At 28.4% G+C, this 18,980-nt stretch carries 15 protein-coding genes and 1 riboswitch; of the genes, 14 read left to right on the forward strand and 1 reads right to left on the reverse strand.

The window, feature by feature from the left end; all coding sequences use genetic code 11:
- From C7U54_RS13990 to C7U54_RS14015, 6 genes are all read left to right on the forward strand, one after another.
- Nucleotides 1-338: hypothetical protein (locus C7U54_RS13990; RefSeq protein ID WP_107030589.1), on the forward strand; the 338-nt coding region annotated here is incomplete at its 5' end.
- Nucleotides 339-348: 10 nt separating this feature from the next.
- The gene (aroB, locus tag C7U54_RS13995) at nt 349-1,407 is read left to right on the forward strand and encodes a 3-dehydroquinate synthase (RefSeq protein WP_107030668.1); all 1,059 of its coding nucleotides are present in this window, start codon (nt 349-351) and stop codon (nt 1,405-1,407) included.
- 1 nt (nt 1,408) lies between these two features.
- Nucleotides 1,409-2,695, forward strand: a complete 1,287-nt coding sequence (aroA, locus tag C7U54_RS14000; protein WP_107030669.1) for a 3-phosphoshikimate 1-carboxyvinyltransferase — start codon at nt 1,409-1,411, stop codon at nt 2,693-2,695.
- Nucleotides 2,679-3,755, forward strand: a complete 1,077-nt coding sequence (aroC, locus tag C7U54_RS14005) for a chorismate synthase (protein ID WP_107030670.1) — start codon at nt 2,679-2,681, stop codon at nt 3,753-3,755. The genes aroA and aroC overlap by 17 nt, the downstream gene beginning before the upstream one ends.
- A gap of 2 nt (nt 3,756-3,757) precedes the next feature.
- Entirely contained in the window at nt 3,758-4,879 is a 1,122-nt protein-coding gene (gene pheA / locus C7U54_RS14010) for a prephenate dehydratase (protein WP_107030671.1), read from the forward strand.
- A gap of 2 nt (nt 4,880-4,881) precedes the next feature.
- Nucleotides 4,882-5,370, forward strand: coding sequence for a shikimate kinase (locus C7U54_RS14015; protein ID WP_107030672.1), 489 nt, complete (start codon nt 4,882-4,884; stop codon nt 5,368-5,370).
- Between the two features lie 8 nt (nt 5,371-5,378).
- Here C7U54_RS14015 and C7U54_RS14020 read toward each other — a convergent pair whose 3' ends face one another.
- Nucleotides 5,379-6,491 (reverse strand): AI-2E family transporter, encoded by a 1,113-nt coding sequence (locus C7U54_RS14020; RefSeq protein ID WP_107030673.1) that lies wholly within the window; start codon nt 6,489-6,491, stop codon nt 5,379-5,381.
- A gap of 117 nt (nt 6,492-6,608) precedes the next feature.
- On the opposite strand from C7U54_RS14020, the gene C7U54_RS14025 reads away from it, so the two are divergent.
- The 8 genes from C7U54_RS14025 to C7U54_RS14060 all read left to right on the forward strand — a co-directional run bounded on the left by C7U54_RS14025 (nt 6,609) and on the right by C7U54_RS14060 (nt 18,648).
- Nucleotides 6,609-8,291 (forward strand): ATP-binding protein, encoded by a 1,683-nt coding sequence (locus C7U54_RS14025; protein ID WP_158562291.1) that lies wholly within the window; start codon nt 6,609-6,611, stop codon nt 8,289-8,291.
- A complete protein-coding gene (locus C7U54_RS14030; RefSeq protein WP_107030675.1) occupies nt 8,275-11,658 on the forward strand; it encodes a leucine-rich repeat protein in 3,384 nt (1,127 codons plus the stop codon). The genes C7U54_RS14025 and C7U54_RS14030 overlap by 17 nt, the downstream gene beginning before the upstream one ends.
- Nucleotides 11,648-12,583 carry an AAA family ATPase gene (locus C7U54_RS14035; protein ID WP_107030678.1) on the forward strand — a complete coding sequence of 312 codons (936 nt, stop codon included), beginning with the start codon at nt 11,648-11,650 and terminating at the stop codon, nt 12,581-12,583. The genes C7U54_RS14030 and C7U54_RS14035 overlap by 11 nt, the downstream gene beginning before the upstream one ends.
- A 1-nt stretch (nt 12,584) precedes the next feature.
- Nucleotides 12,585-13,757 carry a DUF58 domain-containing protein gene (locus tag C7U54_RS14040; protein ID WP_107030676.1) on the forward strand — a complete coding sequence of 391 codons (1,173 nt, stop codon included), beginning with the start codon at nt 12,585-12,587 and terminating at the stop codon, nt 13,755-13,757.
- 11 nt (nt 13,758-13,768) lie between these two features.
- Nucleotides 13,769-16,033, forward strand: coding sequence for a transglutaminase-like domain-containing protein (locus tag C7U54_RS15020; RefSeq protein WP_206603628.1), 2,265 nt, complete (start codon nt 13,769-13,771; stop codon nt 16,031-16,033).
- A gap of 1 nt (nt 16,034) precedes the next feature.
- Entirely contained in the window at nt 16,035-17,528 is a 1,494-nt protein-coding gene (locus C7U54_RS14050) for a response regulator (RefSeq protein ID WP_162297523.1), read from the forward strand.
- 11 nt (nt 17,529-17,539) lie between these two features.
- The gene (locus tag C7U54_RS14055) at nt 17,540-17,902 is read left to right on the forward strand and encodes an Hpt domain-containing protein (RefSeq protein WP_022000763.1); all 363 of its coding nucleotides are present in this window, start codon (nt 17,540-17,542) and stop codon (nt 17,900-17,902) included.
- 78 nt (nt 17,903-17,980) lie between these two features.
- A riboswitch (cyclic di-GMP riboswitch) is annotated at nt 17,981-18,067 on the forward strand.
- Nucleotides 18,068-18,189: 122 nt separating this feature from the next.
- Nucleotides 18,190-18,648 carry a type II secretion system protein gene (locus tag C7U54_RS14060; RefSeq protein ID WP_318025951.1) on the forward strand — a complete coding sequence of 153 codons (459 nt, stop codon included), beginning with the start codon at nt 18,190-18,192 and terminating at the stop codon, nt 18,646-18,648.
- Nucleotides 18,649-18,980: the final 332 nt, after the last annotated feature.

Below are 18,980 nucleotides of genomic sequence, written 5' to 3' on the forward strand. Positions count from 1 at the left end.
CAAGTGGGAATCCAAATGTCATCCTATGTGAAAGAGGAGTGAGAACATTTGAATCATACACAAGAAATACATTAGACTTACAAGCAGTCCCAGTAATCAAAGAATTGACACACTTACCAATCATTATCGATCCAAGTCATGCCGGAGGAAAATGGTGGTTAGTAAATCCAATGGCAAAAGCAGCAGTCGCAGCAGGATGTGATGGATTAATGATCGAAGTGCATAATAATCCAGAAAAAGCATTATGTGATGGACCACAATCATTAAAACCAGCCAAATTTGAACAATTGATGAAAGAATTAAAACCAATTGCTGATGCTGTTGGTAAAGAAATTTAAGGTGACTGAAATGGAAATGATCGTTAATTTAAAGGAACATAGTTATCCTATTTATATAGAAAAAAATATTTTAAAACATGCAAATAAAAAAATAAAAGAAATCTTTAAAGGAAAGAAAATTATGATCATTTCCGATGATCAAGTTTATCCTTTATATGGCGATGATTTGACTTTAAATCTTGAAAAAGATTTTAAAGTCAATCATGTCGTTGTTCCTCATGGAGAAAAATCAAAACGTTTTGATATGTTACCAACACTTTATAAAGCATGTTTAGATTTTAAACTTACAAGAACGGATTTAATCATTGCTTTAGGTGGTGGTGTGATTGGTGATATGGCAGGATTTGTCGCAAGTAGTTATTTAAGAGGGGTAAAACTTGTCCAAATTCCTACTTCTTTACTTGCACAAGTGGATAGTTCTGTTGGTGGAAAGGTAGCGGTTGATTTACCTGAAGGGAAAAACCTGGTAGGAGCTTTCTATCATCCATCCATGGTTTTGATTGATCCATGTACATTAAAGACATTAGACCCACATTTTATCAGTGATGGCATGGGAGAAGTCATTAAATATGGATGTATTAAAGATAAAAAATTATTTGATCAATTAAATTCTTATCAAAATTTTGAAGAACTCTATGAATTTATTGATGAAATCATATATAATTGTGTCAACATTAAAAGAGAAGTTGTTGAAAAAGATCAATTTGATTTTGGTGATCGTTTATTACTTAATTTTGGTCATACCTATGCGCATGCCATTGAACAATATTATCACTATGAAAAATATTCTCATGGGGAAGCCGTAGGTATTGGAATGTATCAAATTACAAAACTTGCTGAAAGTTTAGATTTGACAAAAACAGAATCTTCCATGCAAATTAAAGAAATCTTACAAAAATACAATCTACCATATGAATGTCAAGTTGAAACAAAAAATCTTATTCAAGCTATTTCTTTAGATAAAAAGAATATTAATAATTCGTTATCTGTTGTTTTATTAAAAGAAATAGGAGATAGTTATGTTTATCAAACAAATCAAGAATTTTTATTAAAAAAAGAAAGGGTATAAAATGAGTCAAATTAAGTTAATTCCTACAAAACTAAAAGGAAAAGTATCTGTTCCACCTTCAAAATCATTAGCACATCGTGCGATTATTTCAGCTAGTCTTGCTAAAGGTATTTCAAGAATTGATCATATAGAATATTCTCAAGATATTAAAGCAACAATTGGTGCGATGGAAGCACTTGGAACAATTATTGAACAACATGAAGATTATCTTATTATTAATGGTAATTACACATTTACTAAAAATAATACGATGCCAGGAGTCCAAATTGATTGTGAAGAATCAGGATCAACGCTTCGCTTCATGGTTCCTATTTCTCTTGCTAAAGAAAATAAAGTACGTTTTATAGGAAGAGGACAATTAGGGAAAAGACCATTAGATACCTATTATGAAATCTTTGAAAGACAAAATATTGGTTATTTATATCGTGAAAATGTTTTAGATTTAAATGTTGTTGGAGAATTAAAACCGGATCTTTATCGTATTCCAGGTAATATTTCATCACAATTTATTACCGGTTTATTATTTGCTTTACCTTTATTATCATTTGATTCAATCATTGAAATTACGACACCACTTGAAAGTAAAGGATATATTGATTTAACATTACAAGTATTAAAACTTTATGGTATTGAAATTGTGAATCATGAATATAAACAATTTATTGTAAGAGGTAGACAAGAATATAAGGCAAGAGATTATCGTGTGGAATCTGATTTTTCTCAAGCTGCTTTCTATTTAGTAGCGGGTGCTTTAGGAAATGATGTTACATTATTAGATTTAAATTTAGATTCTTTACAAGGTGATAAAGCAACAATTGATTTTTTAAAACAAATGAATTGTGAAATCGTGGAAAATGATGAAGGAATTAAAGTGGTGAGTCATGGTTTAAAAGCAACAATTGTGGATGCGAGTCAATGCCCTGATGTTATTCCAGTTGTCTCTCTTGCCTTAGCAGTGGCAAGTGGACATAGTGAAGTCATCAATGCCGGACGTTTACGTATTAAAGAATGTGATCGTCTTCAAGCAACAGTTGAAGAATTGAATAAACTAAAAGCACATGCAGTTGAACATGAATCTTCTATGGAATTAGATGGCGTAGAAACTTTAACTGGTGGAAATGTATCAAGTCATGATGATCATCGTATGGCGATGATGCTAGCGATTGCTTCAACAGTGTGTAAGGAACCAGTCATTATTGATAATAAAGAATGTGTTAAAAAATCTTATCCAAGTTTTTGGGAAGATTTCGAGATGTTAGGAGGAAAAATCGATGGGGGCAACTTATAAAAATAATATAGAACTGACAATTTTTGGTGAATCCCATGGAAAAGCTATTGGTATTACCATTGGCAATCTTCCTAGCGGTATTCAAATTGATTTAGGTGAAGTTTCGCGTGATATGAAAAGAAGAGCACCAGGACAAAATAAAATGTCGACAGCTAGAAAAGAAGCAGATCAAGTAGAAATTTTATCAGGGTTACAAGATGGTATTACCACAGGAGCACCTCTTACAGGAGTCATCTATAATAGTGATCAACATTCTAAAGATTATTCTTTACTTAAAACAAATATGCGACCAGGACATAGTGATTATCCAGCTTATATTAAATATAAAGGATTTAATGATGTCCGTGGTGGTGGTCATTTTTCGGGAAGAATTACAGCCCCAATCGTTTTTGCGGGAAATATTGCTAAACAAATATTAAAACAAAAAGGTATTGTTGTAGGAGCGCATATTTTATCGATTGGAAATGTAAAAGATGAAAGATTTCCATATAATGTAGATGAAACATTACTTTCAAGTTTAAGTCAAAAACAATATCCAACAATTAAAGAAGATGTTTTTGAAAAAATGGAAGCAACTATTTTAAAAGCAAGAGAAAATTTAGATAGTGTAGGTGGAAAAGTGGAATGTGTAGCACTTCATGTACCTGCAGGTATTGGAGAACCATTCTTTGATTCACTAGAAAGTCATTTATCATCTTTAATGTTTTCTATTCCAGCTGTTAAAAGTGTTTCTTTTGGAGATGGTGAAATGATTGATCAAATGCTTGGTAGTGAAGCAAATGATTGTTATTATTATGATGAAAATGGGGATGTAAAAACATCATCTAATCATAATGGGGGTATTACAGGGGGAATTACCAATGGAATGCCTGTGAGTTGTACAGTGACTTTTAAACCTACACCTTCGATTGCTAAAAAACAAAAGACGATTAATATTGAAACAAAAGAAAATGTAGAATTAAAAATAAAAGGAAGACATGATCCTTGTATTGTACAAAGAGCAGTTGTTGTTGTAGAAGCAATGATGGCTTTAGGAATACTTGATATGATGGGGGAATAAGTATGAAAGATTTAAAACAATGTCGAATTGAAATAGATGCAATTGATCAACAATTAATGGAACTTTTTGAAAAAAGAATGTCTCTTTCAAAAAGTGTTGTTGAATATAAAATAGCGAATCATTTAGAAATCTTTCAACCTGAAAGAGAAAGAGAAGTTATTGAAAAGAATTTAAATCGTTTAGAAAATGAAAATCTTAAAGAATATGCAAGATGTTTTATTCAAGAAATGATGACTGTTTCTAAATCTTATCAATCAGATTTATTACCTCTTGAATTAGATAAAAATATTAAAACTGAATTTAAAAAAGATCCCCTTGTTGGATATCAAGGAATTGCTGGAGCATTTTCTCAAAGTGCTGTAGAAAACTTCTTTGGTGAAGGGACAAGAAATATTGGTTATAAAGACTTTGAAGATGTTTATGTAGCATTAGAAAATGGTGAAATTGATTATGGGGTTTTACCTATTGAAAATAGCTTAACAGGATCTATTAATGATAACTATGATTTAATTAGAAAATATGGTTTTTATATTGTAGGAGAAACTGCAGTTAATGTCAGTCAATGTTTAATGGCACTTCCAGGGACAAAGATTGAAGATATCAGACAAGTTTACTCACATCCTCAAGGATTAGCACAATCTAGTGAGTTCTTATATCAACATCGTTATATTGAACAAAGACCATTTCAAGATACAGCCATGGCTGCTAAATATGTAATGGATTCAAAAGATCCAACTAAAGCAGCCATTGCATCACCACTTGCATGTAAACTTTATGGTTTAGAAATGTTAAAAGAAAATGTACAAAATAAGAAAAACAATAGAACACGTTTTATGGTGATTTCAAAAGAACTTATTTGTCCAAAAGAAAGTGATAAAGTTTCTGTTATCTTTACATTACCACATCAAGTTGGAGCTTTAGATAACATGTTACAAACAATTAAACAAAGTCAAATTAATATGGATCGTATTGAATCAAGACCAATTGAAACACAATTTTGGCAATATTACTTCTATATTGATTTTGAAGGAAATATGCATGAAGAAAGAATACAAAGAGCAATCAATAAAATGAAAGCTAATAGTACAACATTAAAAGTATTGGGAAATTATAAAAGGGCGTAAGAATGAAAAATATTATATTAGTGGGAATCATGGGGTGTGGTAAAACAACCATCTCCAAATTATTATCAGAAAAACTGAATATGCCAGTAATCGATATGGATGAATATCTTGAAAAGAAATATCAATTGACTATTCCAGAAATGTTTGATATTTCTGAAGATTATTTTAGAGATCGTGAAAGTGAAGCTTGTTTAGATATGGCTCAACTTGATGGTTATATTATCTCTACTGGTGGTGGCGTTGTTAAAAGAAAAGAAAATCGTGATATTTTAAAACAAGCGGGTACTGTTTTCTATATTGATCGACCTTTAGATAATATAGTAAGTGATGTTGAAACAGCACATCGACCTTTATTAAAAGATGGCCCTCAAAAACTTTATCAACTCTATGATGAAAGACATGATCTTTATTTAGATAGTTGTCATTATCATGTTGATAACGATGGGACATTAGATGATATTGTTAATAAAATTGTAGAAGATATAAAATAAGGAGATAATCAAGAACGATTATCTCCTTTTGCTTTAATATATTCTTTAAATAAAGTATAAAGAATAGATGTAAGTGGAATAAATAAGAACATTCCTAATATACCCATAAGATTACCACCAATAATAACAGCGACAAATACCCATATAGAAGGAAGACCAACTGAATTACCAACTACATGAGGATAAATTAAATTTCCTTCTATTTGTTGTAAAACAAGAAATAAAACAATAAATTCTAAAGCTTGCAGAGGATTAACTATACCAATCATAATAATTCCTACAAAACAACCAATAAAAGCACCAAAAACAGGAATTAATGCAGTAACAGCAATGACAACTCCCATTAACAAGGCATAAGGCATTTGTAAAATTGACATTGAAATAACAAACATACTACCAAGTATACAAGCTTCTAAACATTGACAAGTAATAAAATTAGAAAAAGTATGACTAGATAATTGTATGATATTACATATTTTTTGTGTTTTTTCTTGACCAATTAATACTTGGGATGTTGTTTTTATTTGTTTAGATAATGTTTCTTTTGAAAAAAGAAGGTAGATTGAAAAAACAAGACCAATAAAAAAGGTATATAAACTACTTAATGTATTAGATAAAATAGAAAATCCTGAATGAAAAAGTGTTTGCCAATTATTTACAATAGTTTTATATAAAGAAGATAAATCTATATCTAAAGAAATAATAGAATCAATCATATTTTTAAAACTACCATTCATTATATTTCTATTATCTTTTAATGTTTGGATAAATTGATCATAAGCATTAGGTGCTAATCTAATAATTTCTTTAATAGAATGAACAAGTTCAGGACCAACAATAAAACAAATAAGAATAATAAAAGCAAATAATAGTATTAATGTAATAATAAAAGAAAACATTCTTTTATTCTTACTATTCTTTAAAAGTGTATTTTCTAATTGTTTAGTAATAATATTTAATACAAAAGCAATACAAAATCCTACAAAAAAAGGAACAATAAGTTTCCATATAGTTTGAATAAAATGAAATACTTGTGATAAATTTAAAATAATTGCTAGTACAACACCAGCAAAACTTATTAAATACATATATTTTTTAATCTCTTTTTGATTTACATTCATAAAATCACCTCTTATTTATTATAACTATAATTTATGAACAGAAAATGAAAATTTGCATAAATGTTAGTTTGGTTCTATAATAAAAAATGGGTAATTAGACAAATGGGAGGGTTTTGTATGAAAAAGATTATTATGGCTGCAGGAGAGAATAGTCAAACAATTTTATTAGGTATTTTAGTGATTATTTGTATCATTATTGTATTAAATATGATTTCATTCTTTTATAAAAAATATAAAAACTCTCATTTTAATAAAAATGATTTAACTAATCAAATATTTGATGAAGATCAAAGTCAACTTTATGTTTTAGTTAGAACTAAAGATTTTAAAGTTTTATTTATTTCTTCACGTTTTCAAGAAGTATTTCATATAGCTAAAGAACGTATAGTTGTAGATTTTATGGTTTTAAAAGAAATGGTGGAGGAAAGAGTTTATCGTGATTTTATGAAACAATATCAATCATGGAATCAAGAAAATTCTTTTAAATACTCTTTTAAAATGAAAGATGTAGATCAATGGTTTGTACTTACAGTAAGTGCGATAGAAAATGGTAAATATCATTTATTTGCTTTCTATGATCATAGTGAAGATGTTTTAAAAGAAAAAGATTATTTAAAACAAATAGAAACTACAAAAAATGAAAGTGAATATAAAGCATCTTTTTTATCAAGAATGTCTCATGAGATAAGAACACCAATGAATGGTATTATTGGAATGTTGACATTAGCTAGAAATACACAAGATACTAAACAAGAAGATTATTATTTACAACAAGCTCAAGATATTTCTCAATACCTTCTTTCCTTAATTAATGAAGTATTAGATATGTCTAGAATGGAAGCTGGAAAATTAGAATTAGAAAATAAACCATTTAATATTTATCATTTAGAACCTCAATTAAATAATATTTTCAAAGAAACAATTGAGAAAAAAGATGTAATGTTTAAAATAGAATATTTTGATTTTGATGTTAAATATTTTGTTGGTGATGAATTACGTATTATGCAAATTCTTGTTAATTTATTGTCTAATGCTAGTAAGTTTACTGAAAAAGGTGAAATTAAAGTGACATTTAGACAAATGTATAAAGAAGATCAAGTGGCTAATATTATGATGCGTGTACATGATACTGGTAAAGGAATGTCTAGAGAATTCTTAAGTCATATTTTTAGACCTTTTGAACAAGAAGGTGTAGAGATTTCTAAAAAATATGGTGGTAGTGGATTAGGCATGGCTATTACAGATCAACTTGTTAAGTTGATGGGTGGTGAAATTGTTGTTGATAGTTTAGAAGGAAAGGGGAGTGATTTTACTGTCTTTTTAAATTTACCAATTTCTACTAATCAACAATATGAAGATGAAAAAGAAGTTGTTGTAGAAGAATTTAGTTTTGATCAAAAACGTATTTTACTTGCGGAAGATAATGATATTAATGCTGAAATTTGTTTAAGTGTTTTAAATGCTAAAGGGGCTTTTGTTGAACGTGTAGAAAATGGACAAGTTGCAGTAGAGACTTTTAAAAAGCATGCTGAACATTATTATGATTTGATTTTAATGGATATTCAAATGCCTGAAATGAATGGTTATGAAGCAACACAAGCAATTAGAAGTTTAAATAGAGAAGATAGTCAATCAATTCCTATCTTTGCTTTGTCAGCGGATGCTTATGTTGAAAATAAAAGATATTCAAAGAAAACGGGAATGAATGGACATTTTTCTAAACCGATTGATTTTGATGAAATGGAAAAAGAATTGGGTCAATTCTTTTCAAGGAGAGACATAGATGAAAAAAACATATAAATTATCAATTCCTTATTTAGGAAAAGTAGCAGTAGTCACAGTAGTATCATTTTCATGTGCGATTTCTGCTTATCAACTTTCTCAAAACAGTTCTATCTTTTCACCGCGATCAAAAGCATTAGAACTCAAAAATAATCAAGTCATTTTTTCAAATCAAGACCAACAAACTCATACTCATCAAGAACCAGATGAAAGTCAGTATTTAAAAGAAAATCAACAATCATTAGATAAAATATCACAAACAAATTTAAACAATTCACCCTATCTCTTTAAAAATCAAGGAAGAGTAGATCCAACAAAGATATATGGACAAATAGGATTAGGTGTTAATGGAAATAATACTATAGGTGTTAATCCAAATGGAACAGGTGACGGTAATGTTACAGTTGTTATTCCTGGACAAGAGATACCAATAAATAATACAGGAACAGGTATTTCAAATGAAGTAGTAGATAAAAATACCAATCATGATAATAAAACACCAATAGTTGATCCTGATCCGATAGCTAGATTACCAGATATGTCTAATGATTTAATTTATGGAGATGCATCAACATTTACAAATGATGGTATTCTTCAAAAAGAAGGTGCTAGTTATACAATTCAATTTTTAAGTACAGAATTTTTATCTAAAGAAAGTGTTGATCAATTATATGAAGGTTGTGTCATTACTCCTTGGAAATTATTATGTAATATGGTAGTAATAATTGCTGAAAATGAAGAAGGTAAGTTGCCTAAACTTTATCGAATAGAAGATTACAATGATAATTTTAAAATAGGATCTTATCCTCAATATGCAACGGAAGATTTTACAGTAAAGTTTTATTTTAGAATGAATGCTTCAAGTCCTTGGCAAGAATATGAAGTGACATTTAAGGTCGAATATCAAACACGTATTTCATTACAAGATTACAATCAACAAGAAACAGGTTATTTCTACTTAAAAAAAGAGGAAACAGAAGATTTACGAAAATACTATAATTTGATCGTACCAACTTATCAAACACAAACACAAATATTTATGGGTTGGAAAAATGAAGATGGTAGCGATATTGATTCACAAACAGCATATATAGCTCATAAAAAAGGAAGAATTTCACTTATTCCGTTAGAAATGAAGGATTTACCTGAAGGGTATGAAGTTCAATTACAAAGTGAATATGTATTTGCGGAAGATTTATATACAATTTATAATTATGCATTTACAGGTTATAGTGGTGATGAATTTGCGGATATTCATGTACCTGAAGAAGTAAACAGTATAGAAATGAATTATGCAGGTTGGCAAAATTTCTATGGCGATTTTTATATACCTGCTTCTATTGAAAGTGCCCATTTTGGATGGAGTGGTTTACAACTTTATGGTAAGTATATTGTTGATGAAAATAATACAAAATATAGTTCTAATGAAGATGGCTTGTTAATGAATAAAGATCAAACAATTGTTTATCAAACACCGATAGCGGATGCAATTTATATTCCTAAAGGAGTTACAGCAATTAAAGGTATTGTTTCCTGGTTTGTATCAGATGTTTATTTTGATGGTCCATGTATGGTTGATCAAAGTTCATTTAAGAATATTCAAACAGATACAATTATTCATGTCCCTGATGAATATTATTTGGATTATTTTAAGAAAAGTTATAGAAGATTTGTAACAAATTTAATTAATGAAAATGGAGAATCGTATGATTATACGGTGAATAATAATTTGGTTTTCTTAAATGATGAAAGAGAATTAGTGAGTACAATGGATAGTGCCGCAGGAACAATTGTTATTCCTGAAACAGTAGAAAAAATAGATGATTATGCTTTTAGTGGTAATGATAAAATTATATGTATTATCTTTACTCATGGTGATGTTGAATTAGGACATCAAATTTTTAAAGATAGCCATGTTGAAGAAGTTAATTTTTTAACGAAAGATATTCCAGGTACAAATAGTGATACATTTAGCCAAGCGGATTCATTAAAAGCAATTAATGTGTCAATAAATTATTATGAATTATATGATGATAAATGGAAGAATGAAATAGATCAAGCTTCATTTGCACTACTTAGTGAAACAGATTCAAGTTTTCAAACAAAGAATGGTTTTGAATATCTAGAAATGTATTATCGTGATAGATCACATGCGACGATTTTATTAAATGCACCTACTAATTTAATACAATTTGACGAAAATAGTATTCCAGGGGTTACAATTACAGAAATAGGACAACATGCTTTTTCTGAATGTAAAAATTTAAAACATGTCAAGTTATCTAAACATATTAATCAAATTGATAGCTATGCTTTTTATGGCTGTGAGGCGTTAGAAAGTATTTTCTCTGAAAATACAGATAGCATCACTATTCAAGAAAATGCTTTAGAAATTACAGATAGTTGGTTATTTGATTTACGTTATATGGCATTTAATGCTAAAAAAGCTATTTTTGAAAATGATTATTTGCCTTCAGTAACAAGACAAATGTATATCCCGTTTGATGGAGAAGGTTATAATGGTGGTAATACATATAGTGGTGCTTATTTTATAGATGAATCTTATGGTGGAGAAATTCTTTATGGATATGCTCGAGGAACAGATCAAAATGGAAACACTGTTACAGTAGAAGATGAATTTTATTTAATCAATGCCACAACAGATGTTCAAGGGGATGTGGCTACTAAAGAAGGTACATTTGAAATTTGTACAAGTGCTTTTGAAGATGTGCCAATTACTTCCATTCAATTTAATATGACAGATGATATGTATTGGATTGATGATTATGCCTTCTATGGAACGAATTTAACGGGTGAACTTGTTTTACCTGATGGTTTAGGACCAATTGGGCAAGTTGCATTTTATGGATCAAATATTTCAAAAGTTATTTTTCCAAAAACTTATGGAAATGATACAGATTATCCTGCATGTTTATGGACAAATACTTTTGGTGGGGATGAAAGTTTAAGTGAAATTGTTTTCCAAAATGCAACACCAATTGAATTATTCTATAATAAATTTACTGAATATACTTTTGGTGACATGGCTAGTGAAGATTTCCATATTACTTTAAGTGGTGCAGCTAAAGGTTTAGAACAAAAATACATAGATGCTTGGAAGTACCGTTTCATAGCTTGTGAAGATAATGATCCAAGTGTTAACGAAGAAAAGCTTAATCAATCAGTAAAGAAAATTGCTGGTTTATTAGGATATACTTTACCAGAAACAGGTACTCAACCTGGTGACAATCAGGAAGTTGTTCCTGATGTTGAAAAAGCACCAGAAGATAACCAACAAGAAGTCAATGATGAAAATCAAAATGATCAACAAGATGAAAATAAACAAGAAGCTTTAGAAAATGAGGTAGATGAAAATGATAATTGAACAATCACAACATATTATTGATGAAGTCTCAAAAGTCTTTATTGGTAAAGATGAAATAATTAAAAAGGTTTTAATGACAATTTATGCAGGAGGACATATTTTGTTAAACGATGCGCCTGGAACAGGTAAAACAACATTAGCGTTAGCTTTTTCTAAAGCTTTAGGTTTAGATTATAAAAGAATTCAGTTTACAACAGATACATTACCATCAGATATTGTTGGTTTTACAATGTTAAATAACGAAACACAAAAATTTGAATTTAGATCAGGGGCTGTATTTAGTAACTTACTTTTAGCTGATGAAATTAACCGTACATCGCCTAAAACACAAGCTGCTTTACTAGAAGCAATGGAAGAACATAATGTAACAGTTGATGGTGTTACTTATGATTTACCACATCCTTTTATTACGATAGCAACACAAAACCCAATGGGTTCTGCTGGTACTCAACCTTTACCAGAATCACAATTGGACAGATTTATGATTTGTTTATCTATTGGTTATCCTAATTTAGAAAAACAAATAGAAATTATTAAATCACGTCGCTACGATAATCCAATTGAAAGAATTGAAGAAGTTGCTTCAAAAGAAAATGTGATTGAAGTACAAAACTATTTATCTTCTGTACGTATCAGTGATGATGTTTTAAAATATATTGTCTTATTATGTGAAAAAACAAGAGAAATACCTTTAGTAGAGTTAGGTGTTTCTCCTCGAGGAGTATTAGCACTTGTACAAATGGCTAAAGCACATGCTGTTTTAGAAGATCGTATTTATGTTATTCCAGAAGATGTTCAATATGTCTTTTTAGATGTATGTGCACATCGTATGATATTACGTCCACAAGCAAGGGTAGAAGGTTTAGATGCTAGAGATATTTTAAATGAAATTTTAAAAGAAGTTAAACCTCCTTTGGCTGATTAAGATGAAGAATAAATATTTGTCGTATGGAATAATTAATTTCTTGGTACTTGTTGCCTATATTTATTCTACATATTTCTACTTCTTAATTATTTGGATCATTGGTATTGTTTTTCCATTTATTTTAATTACTTTATTGAAACTGGAATTAAGATATATTCAAATGGATATCCAAGGTCCAAAGCAAGGAAAAGTAGGTCAGTCTCTATCATTTACAACAGAAGTAAAGAGTCGTTATAGACTACTTGTTTCTGGAAGAATAGATTATGTTTTTGTTTATAAAAACATGACTTTAAAAAATGAACTTAAAAGAAATATTTTTATTCCATTAGGAATAAAAACAGCCCGAAAGAATCAAGAATATACTGCGACTTATTGTGGGAATGTCATGATTTCATATGAAAAAGTTTATTTATATGATGTTTTTGGGTTTTGTAGAGTTCCTATTTCACAAACTCAAAAACATCATCTTGTGGTTTATCCAGGGAAAGTAAATATAGAATTATTATATAATGAACTTTCTAAACCTTATGAAAATGGTGTTTTACAGTACCAATATAAAAAAGGTCCTGATATGTCTGAAATTTATGATTTAAAGACATATTATCCTGGAGATGATATTCGTCATGTTCATTGGAAACTTTCTGCTAAAACAGGACAAGTTTTATTAAAGGAAGGTTCTCATAATAGTAGTTTTGAAACTGTTTTACTTGTAGATATTGGTTTAAAAGATCAAATGAGTGAAATTGATAAACATGTTTTATCTAAATCGTTAGCTTTTGCGATGAGTATGTCTGAAAAGTTATTATTGAAAAATATAGGGCATTATGTTGCTTTATATGATCAAGGAAGTTTTTATTGGTTAGAAATGAATAGTCTTCAAGATTATTATCAAGGTATGGAAAATTGGATTTCTAAAGGTATTACAAGTCAAGGTGGAGATGCACTTCATTTGTTTGCGAGTGAGCATTTAGATTTATATTTTACAAAGATGATTTATGTAACTGCTGGAGATTTTAATGAAGAGTTATCTAGATTAAATGATTTTTTGAGTATTAGTGCAATTACGATTAAAAATGATATTCAAAATGTACAAACAATCAAACATTTTCAAAATCAGTTATATGAATTACCATTAGATTCAATTGATCAAAATATGTATCATTTTGAAATATAAGGAGGTCAAATATGGAAAAAAATAAAAAAAATAGAATTATTTCTTTCATTGTGACCTTCTTTTATTCTTTAATGAGTGGTATCAGTTTTCTATGTTTTTATCATAATGTAGTAATAAGTTCTTGGTTATTAGAAATAATTGTGAGTATTGTTTTATTACTAGCTTTATCTTTGTTATCGTATAAAAAAATAAAAACAATTATTTTACCAATCATGATGACAATAATGATTGGAATTATTTATTCATTTCAAAGTTTTTATTATGGATTCTTTGGAATAATGAATTATATTATTGAATGTTATAATACAAAATTTGAAGATGCTAGAAATATGATGATGGCTGCTTCTATTACATCATCACATATACAAGCAATGAGTTTAGTAATTGTTATTTGGATGACGTATTATATTTATCAATCTATAAAGAAAGAAAAGTATACTGTGTTATCTATTCTTTTCTTTGTTTTATTTTCTTTTACATTATGGATCGATTGTTTTTCTTTTGTAGGAGGAACGTTGTTTAGTATTAATGCTTTAATGGTATGGATGTATCATCAAAATAAAGTAATTAATACAAAAACAATTCAATGGTTTATTATTCTTTGTATTATCTTTGTTTCTCTTGCGATACCAAGTTACCAAGATAATTTAACAATTGAACAAATTAAAGAAGATGTTTTACAACAAGTAGATGATCTTCGTTATGGTAAAGATAATTTACCTCAAGGTGATTTAAATAAGGCTTCTAGGATTCATGAAAATAATCAAGAGAGATTAGAAATAACAGTTTCACAAAGAAAAAACCTTTATTTAAAAGGATTTGTAGGAAGTACATTAGAAAATAATCAATGGCAAGATTTGACAAAAGCAAGTTATAATGGTGAACATGAAGGTATGTTGAAATGGTTGAAAAAGAAGAAATTTTCTTCAACATATCAATATAACCTTTATCAAAAACTATCAAAGAATGATGATCAAAAACAAAATGTAACCATTAATAACGTAGCAGCAAATAAAAAATACTTATATACACCTTATTCAATTAATCAAAGTGATGTTACATCATCAAATATTCAAAAAGATTTAAATTTACAATCAATAGCCTTATTTGGAAGTAAAAGCTATAGCTATCAAGAAACTTCCTCTACTTCACCAAGTGAATTAATGGTTGGAAGTGATTGGTTAAATAATCCAAATGCTTCACAAAAAGAATATTTAGATACTGAATCTATCTATAGATCATTTGTTTATGAAAATTATCAAACGGTAGATAAAGGATTAGAAAAAACAATTTCTCAATTATTTGATCAAGATGATTTTGAAAACACAGGTATTTATTCTGTTTGTCAACATATTAGAGATACAATGACAAGTTATTTAAAATATAATGATCAAATAAGTGATAAAGATAGTTTAGAGGATTTCTTAAATCAAAAAACAGCAGGTAATGATGTATTATTTTCGACAGTAGCAGTTGAAGCTTTTAGATATTACGATATACCAGCTAGATATGTAGAAGGTTATTATTTAAAAAGTGATGCAATTGATGATGAGGGAAATGCAACTTTAACCTCAAAAGATGGACATGCTTGGGTAGAAGTATATTTTGATGGTATGGGATGGTTACCAATTGATGTTACACCTGGTTATTATTATGATGTGTATACTTTAATGAATATGGTCGCAACTCCTCAAGGAGAACAAAGTGATACAAATATTGAAAAAGGACATCAAGATTCTCAATCTGTTGATGATGGTCAAAATGGTGGCATGATTAATGATTTAATTGATCATGTTGGAAATTTAGGTATGATGTCTTTAGGGGTATTAACAATTGTTTGTGTAGTTATCTTTATTATATGGATTTTATTAGAATTATTAAGATTGATTTTAAATATAGGTGTTAAATATATTTATCATCATGCTTCTTCTAAAAATAAGACAAAATATTTATATAGTTTAATGGAAATGTATTTGAAATCTTATGGTATAGATTATCAATTGGGGTTAGATTCTATAGAAGTGGATGAGACTTTAGAAAAGATGGATTTGATTCATCAAGGTGATTTTTTAAGAGTTTGTAGGTTGTTTGAAAAGAGTTTTTATGGTGAAATAGAGTTAGAAGAATTTGAACTAAATATCATTATTCATTTTATTGTTTTATTGTATCAAAATCAAAAGGGATTAAAATGGTATAATAAGCTTAAAAGAAGATATACTATTTTATCTAGAAAAGATATTTATTTGAAATTAATAAGGCGTAATGAGGGTGATTAGGATGGATAAAAATGGGAAAATACTGATTGTTGATGATGCAAAGTCTAATCGAGAGATACTCTCTGAAATATTAAATCAATATACAGTTATAGAAGCAAAAGATGGCTATGAAGCTTTAGAATATTTAAAATCTGATAGCAAAAGTGTTGCACTTGTTTTATTAGATCTTGTCATGCCTGAAATGGATGGCTTTGAAGTTTTAAAGTATATGAACAAAAATCATTTGATAGAAGAAGTGCCAGTGATGATTATTTCTATCGATAAAGATGATAAAAGTATTGAAAAAGCCTATGAATTAGGTGTATCAGGTTATATTACAAGACCGTTTTCATCTGCTGTTGTCTTAAAAAAAATAAATAATATTATTTCTCATTATAAAAGACAAAAAAAACTTACAGCCATCATTAATAAACAAATCTATGAAAAATATAAAAATAACGATATGATGATTATGATCTTAAGTCATATCGTTGAATCTCGTAATGGTGAAAGTGGTTTACATGTATTACACATTAAAAAACTTACAAAATTGTTATTAAATATTTTAGTTAAGAAAACAAATCAATATTCCTTAACTTTAGATGATATGATTTCAATTGAAGTGGCTTCTTCTTTACATGATATAGGAAAGATTGCTATTCCAGAAGAAATCTTAAATAAACCATCATCCCTTACTAAAGAAGAGATGGAAGTCATGAAATCACATGTTATCATCGGTGCAAAGATGTTAAATAGTTTACCATTTTATAATGATGAACCAATTGTAAAATATGGTTATCAAATATGTCGATGGCATCATGAAAGATATGATGGAAATGGTTATCCAGATGGTTTAAAAGGAGAAGAAATTCCTATTGCGGCACAAGTTGTTTCAATTGTTGATGCATATGATGCTTTAACAAGTAAACGTGTTTATAAAGAGGCTTATAGTCATGAAGAAGCTTTAAAAATGATTCAAAAAGGCAAATGTGGTGTTTTTAATCCTTTACTTATAGAATGTTTAATGGATATTGAATCATACATTCAAAATGATTTAAAAATTAATGAATTTTATGAAGATAATGAATATTTTGAAGAACGTACACAAGAACATTTAAAAGATGAAGGTCTTAATTTATCTAATTTACTTTATCAAGATTTATATTTTGAAAAATCAAAATATAAATTTTACAGTGAATTATCTAATAATATTCAATTTGAATATTCAGTTGTACCACCATTACTTACATTATCTAAAAAAGATGCATTATTATTAAATATAGAACCTAAAATTATAGATCCATTAAGTAATGAAAAAGTTACAAAACTATTTATTAATAATGATTTTAATGTATTCATACAACAAGCTATTGATTTAGAAAAAGAAAAAGATAAGTTTTCGATGAATACAAAACTTAAAATCAATAATACAATTAAAGATGTTAAAATAACTGTACAAGTTATTTATGATGGTGAAGAAGTTTTAGGGATATTAGGAGACATAGAAATATTATAGGAGAGTTGTTTATGGAGTTAGAAGAATTTTACAAACAAGTTGGTGGGAACTTTGAAGATGTTAAAAGAAGATTATTTAATGAAGAATTTATTAGAAAATTTGTATTGAAATTTAAAGATGATGAAACATTTGATAATCTTATTGATGCTTTTAATAAAGTTGATTATAAAGAAGCCTTCCGTTTTATTCATACCTTGAAAGGAATAAGTGTTAATTTGGGATTTGATGATTTATATCAAGCAAGTTGTAATTTAACAGAATGTTTAAGAGAAAAAGAAAATTTAAATGATGAAGAACTTGAAGAAGCAGGTAAACTTCTACAAATAGTTAAAGATAACTATCAAAAAATAATAGAATTGATTGTTCAATTATAAAAATATGTGAAAAAAGGTCGAATTAGAGGGGAATTTGTTGCAAATTCCCTTTAAAAATATTATTATCTATTTGTAAAGAAAAGAAAAAGGCAAAGCTGTTGAAAAACAGTGACGCAAAGCCCTAGGGTCTAAAGTACGTAAGTGCTATGATCGCCGGTTACCCTAACCTATCAAGATATATTTTCGTATGTCTATGAGTTATAGCAACCACCAAAATAATAGGTGGTTTTTAACTGTCATAGGATTTCTTTAAAATATCATATCAAAGAGGGAGAAGAAAAAAAGAAATGATGAAAGAATTATTAAAGAAATTACAAAAAAAATCTAACAAAAAAGGTTTCACATTAGTTGAAATCATCGTAGTATTAGTAATCTTAGCTATCTTAGCTGCAATTGCTGTACCATCAGTATTAGGATATGTAAACGAAGCTAAAGAAGAAAGATACATTCAAGAAGCTAGATCAATCTATGTAGTAATCCAAACTGAAGAAGCTAAATCAAAAGCTTTAGAAGAAGCAACATCTACTTATGGTTCAGGTACTGCTAATGCTGATGCTACAAAATATACAGGAGATGGTATTTGTAAAAAAGCGTTTGATATGACAGGATTACAAGTAACAGAAATTACTGCTCCTACTGATTCAAATAAATATTATAATCTTACATGGAAAAGTGATGACGGAAAAACAATTAATGCTCATTTAACTAAAAATAAAGATGTAAAAATTATTTCTAAGAGTAAATAATAGAAAAATAAAATGATACCACTACCAAAAAAGGGCGCTCTAAATAATCGAGTGCTTTAGCGAAATTCGCTCTAAATTATTAAGGGGGATATTGATGTGAAATCAGTATCCCCTCTAAAATATTCAGTGCTTTTTTAAGAGGAAAATTAGGATGATGTCTGGTCCTGGTGTTCCTCCTTTTATTTGTTTTCTATTTTTATTTTATTTTTTGTAGGTTCCTCTAGGATTTCCTATACGTTTTATTCTGTCTGTATGTTCATTCATTGTGTAAGTTTCATATTTATTTTGAGAATATAGGATTCTGTTTCTTGCACGTTGAAAATTGGACATAC

Source organism: Faecalibacillus intestinalis (assembly GCF_003024685.1).
In the GTDB taxonomy this organism is placed as follows: domain Bacteria; phylum Bacillota_I; class Bacilli_A; order Erysipelotrichales; family Coprobacillaceae; genus Faecalibacillus; species Faecalibacillus intestinalis.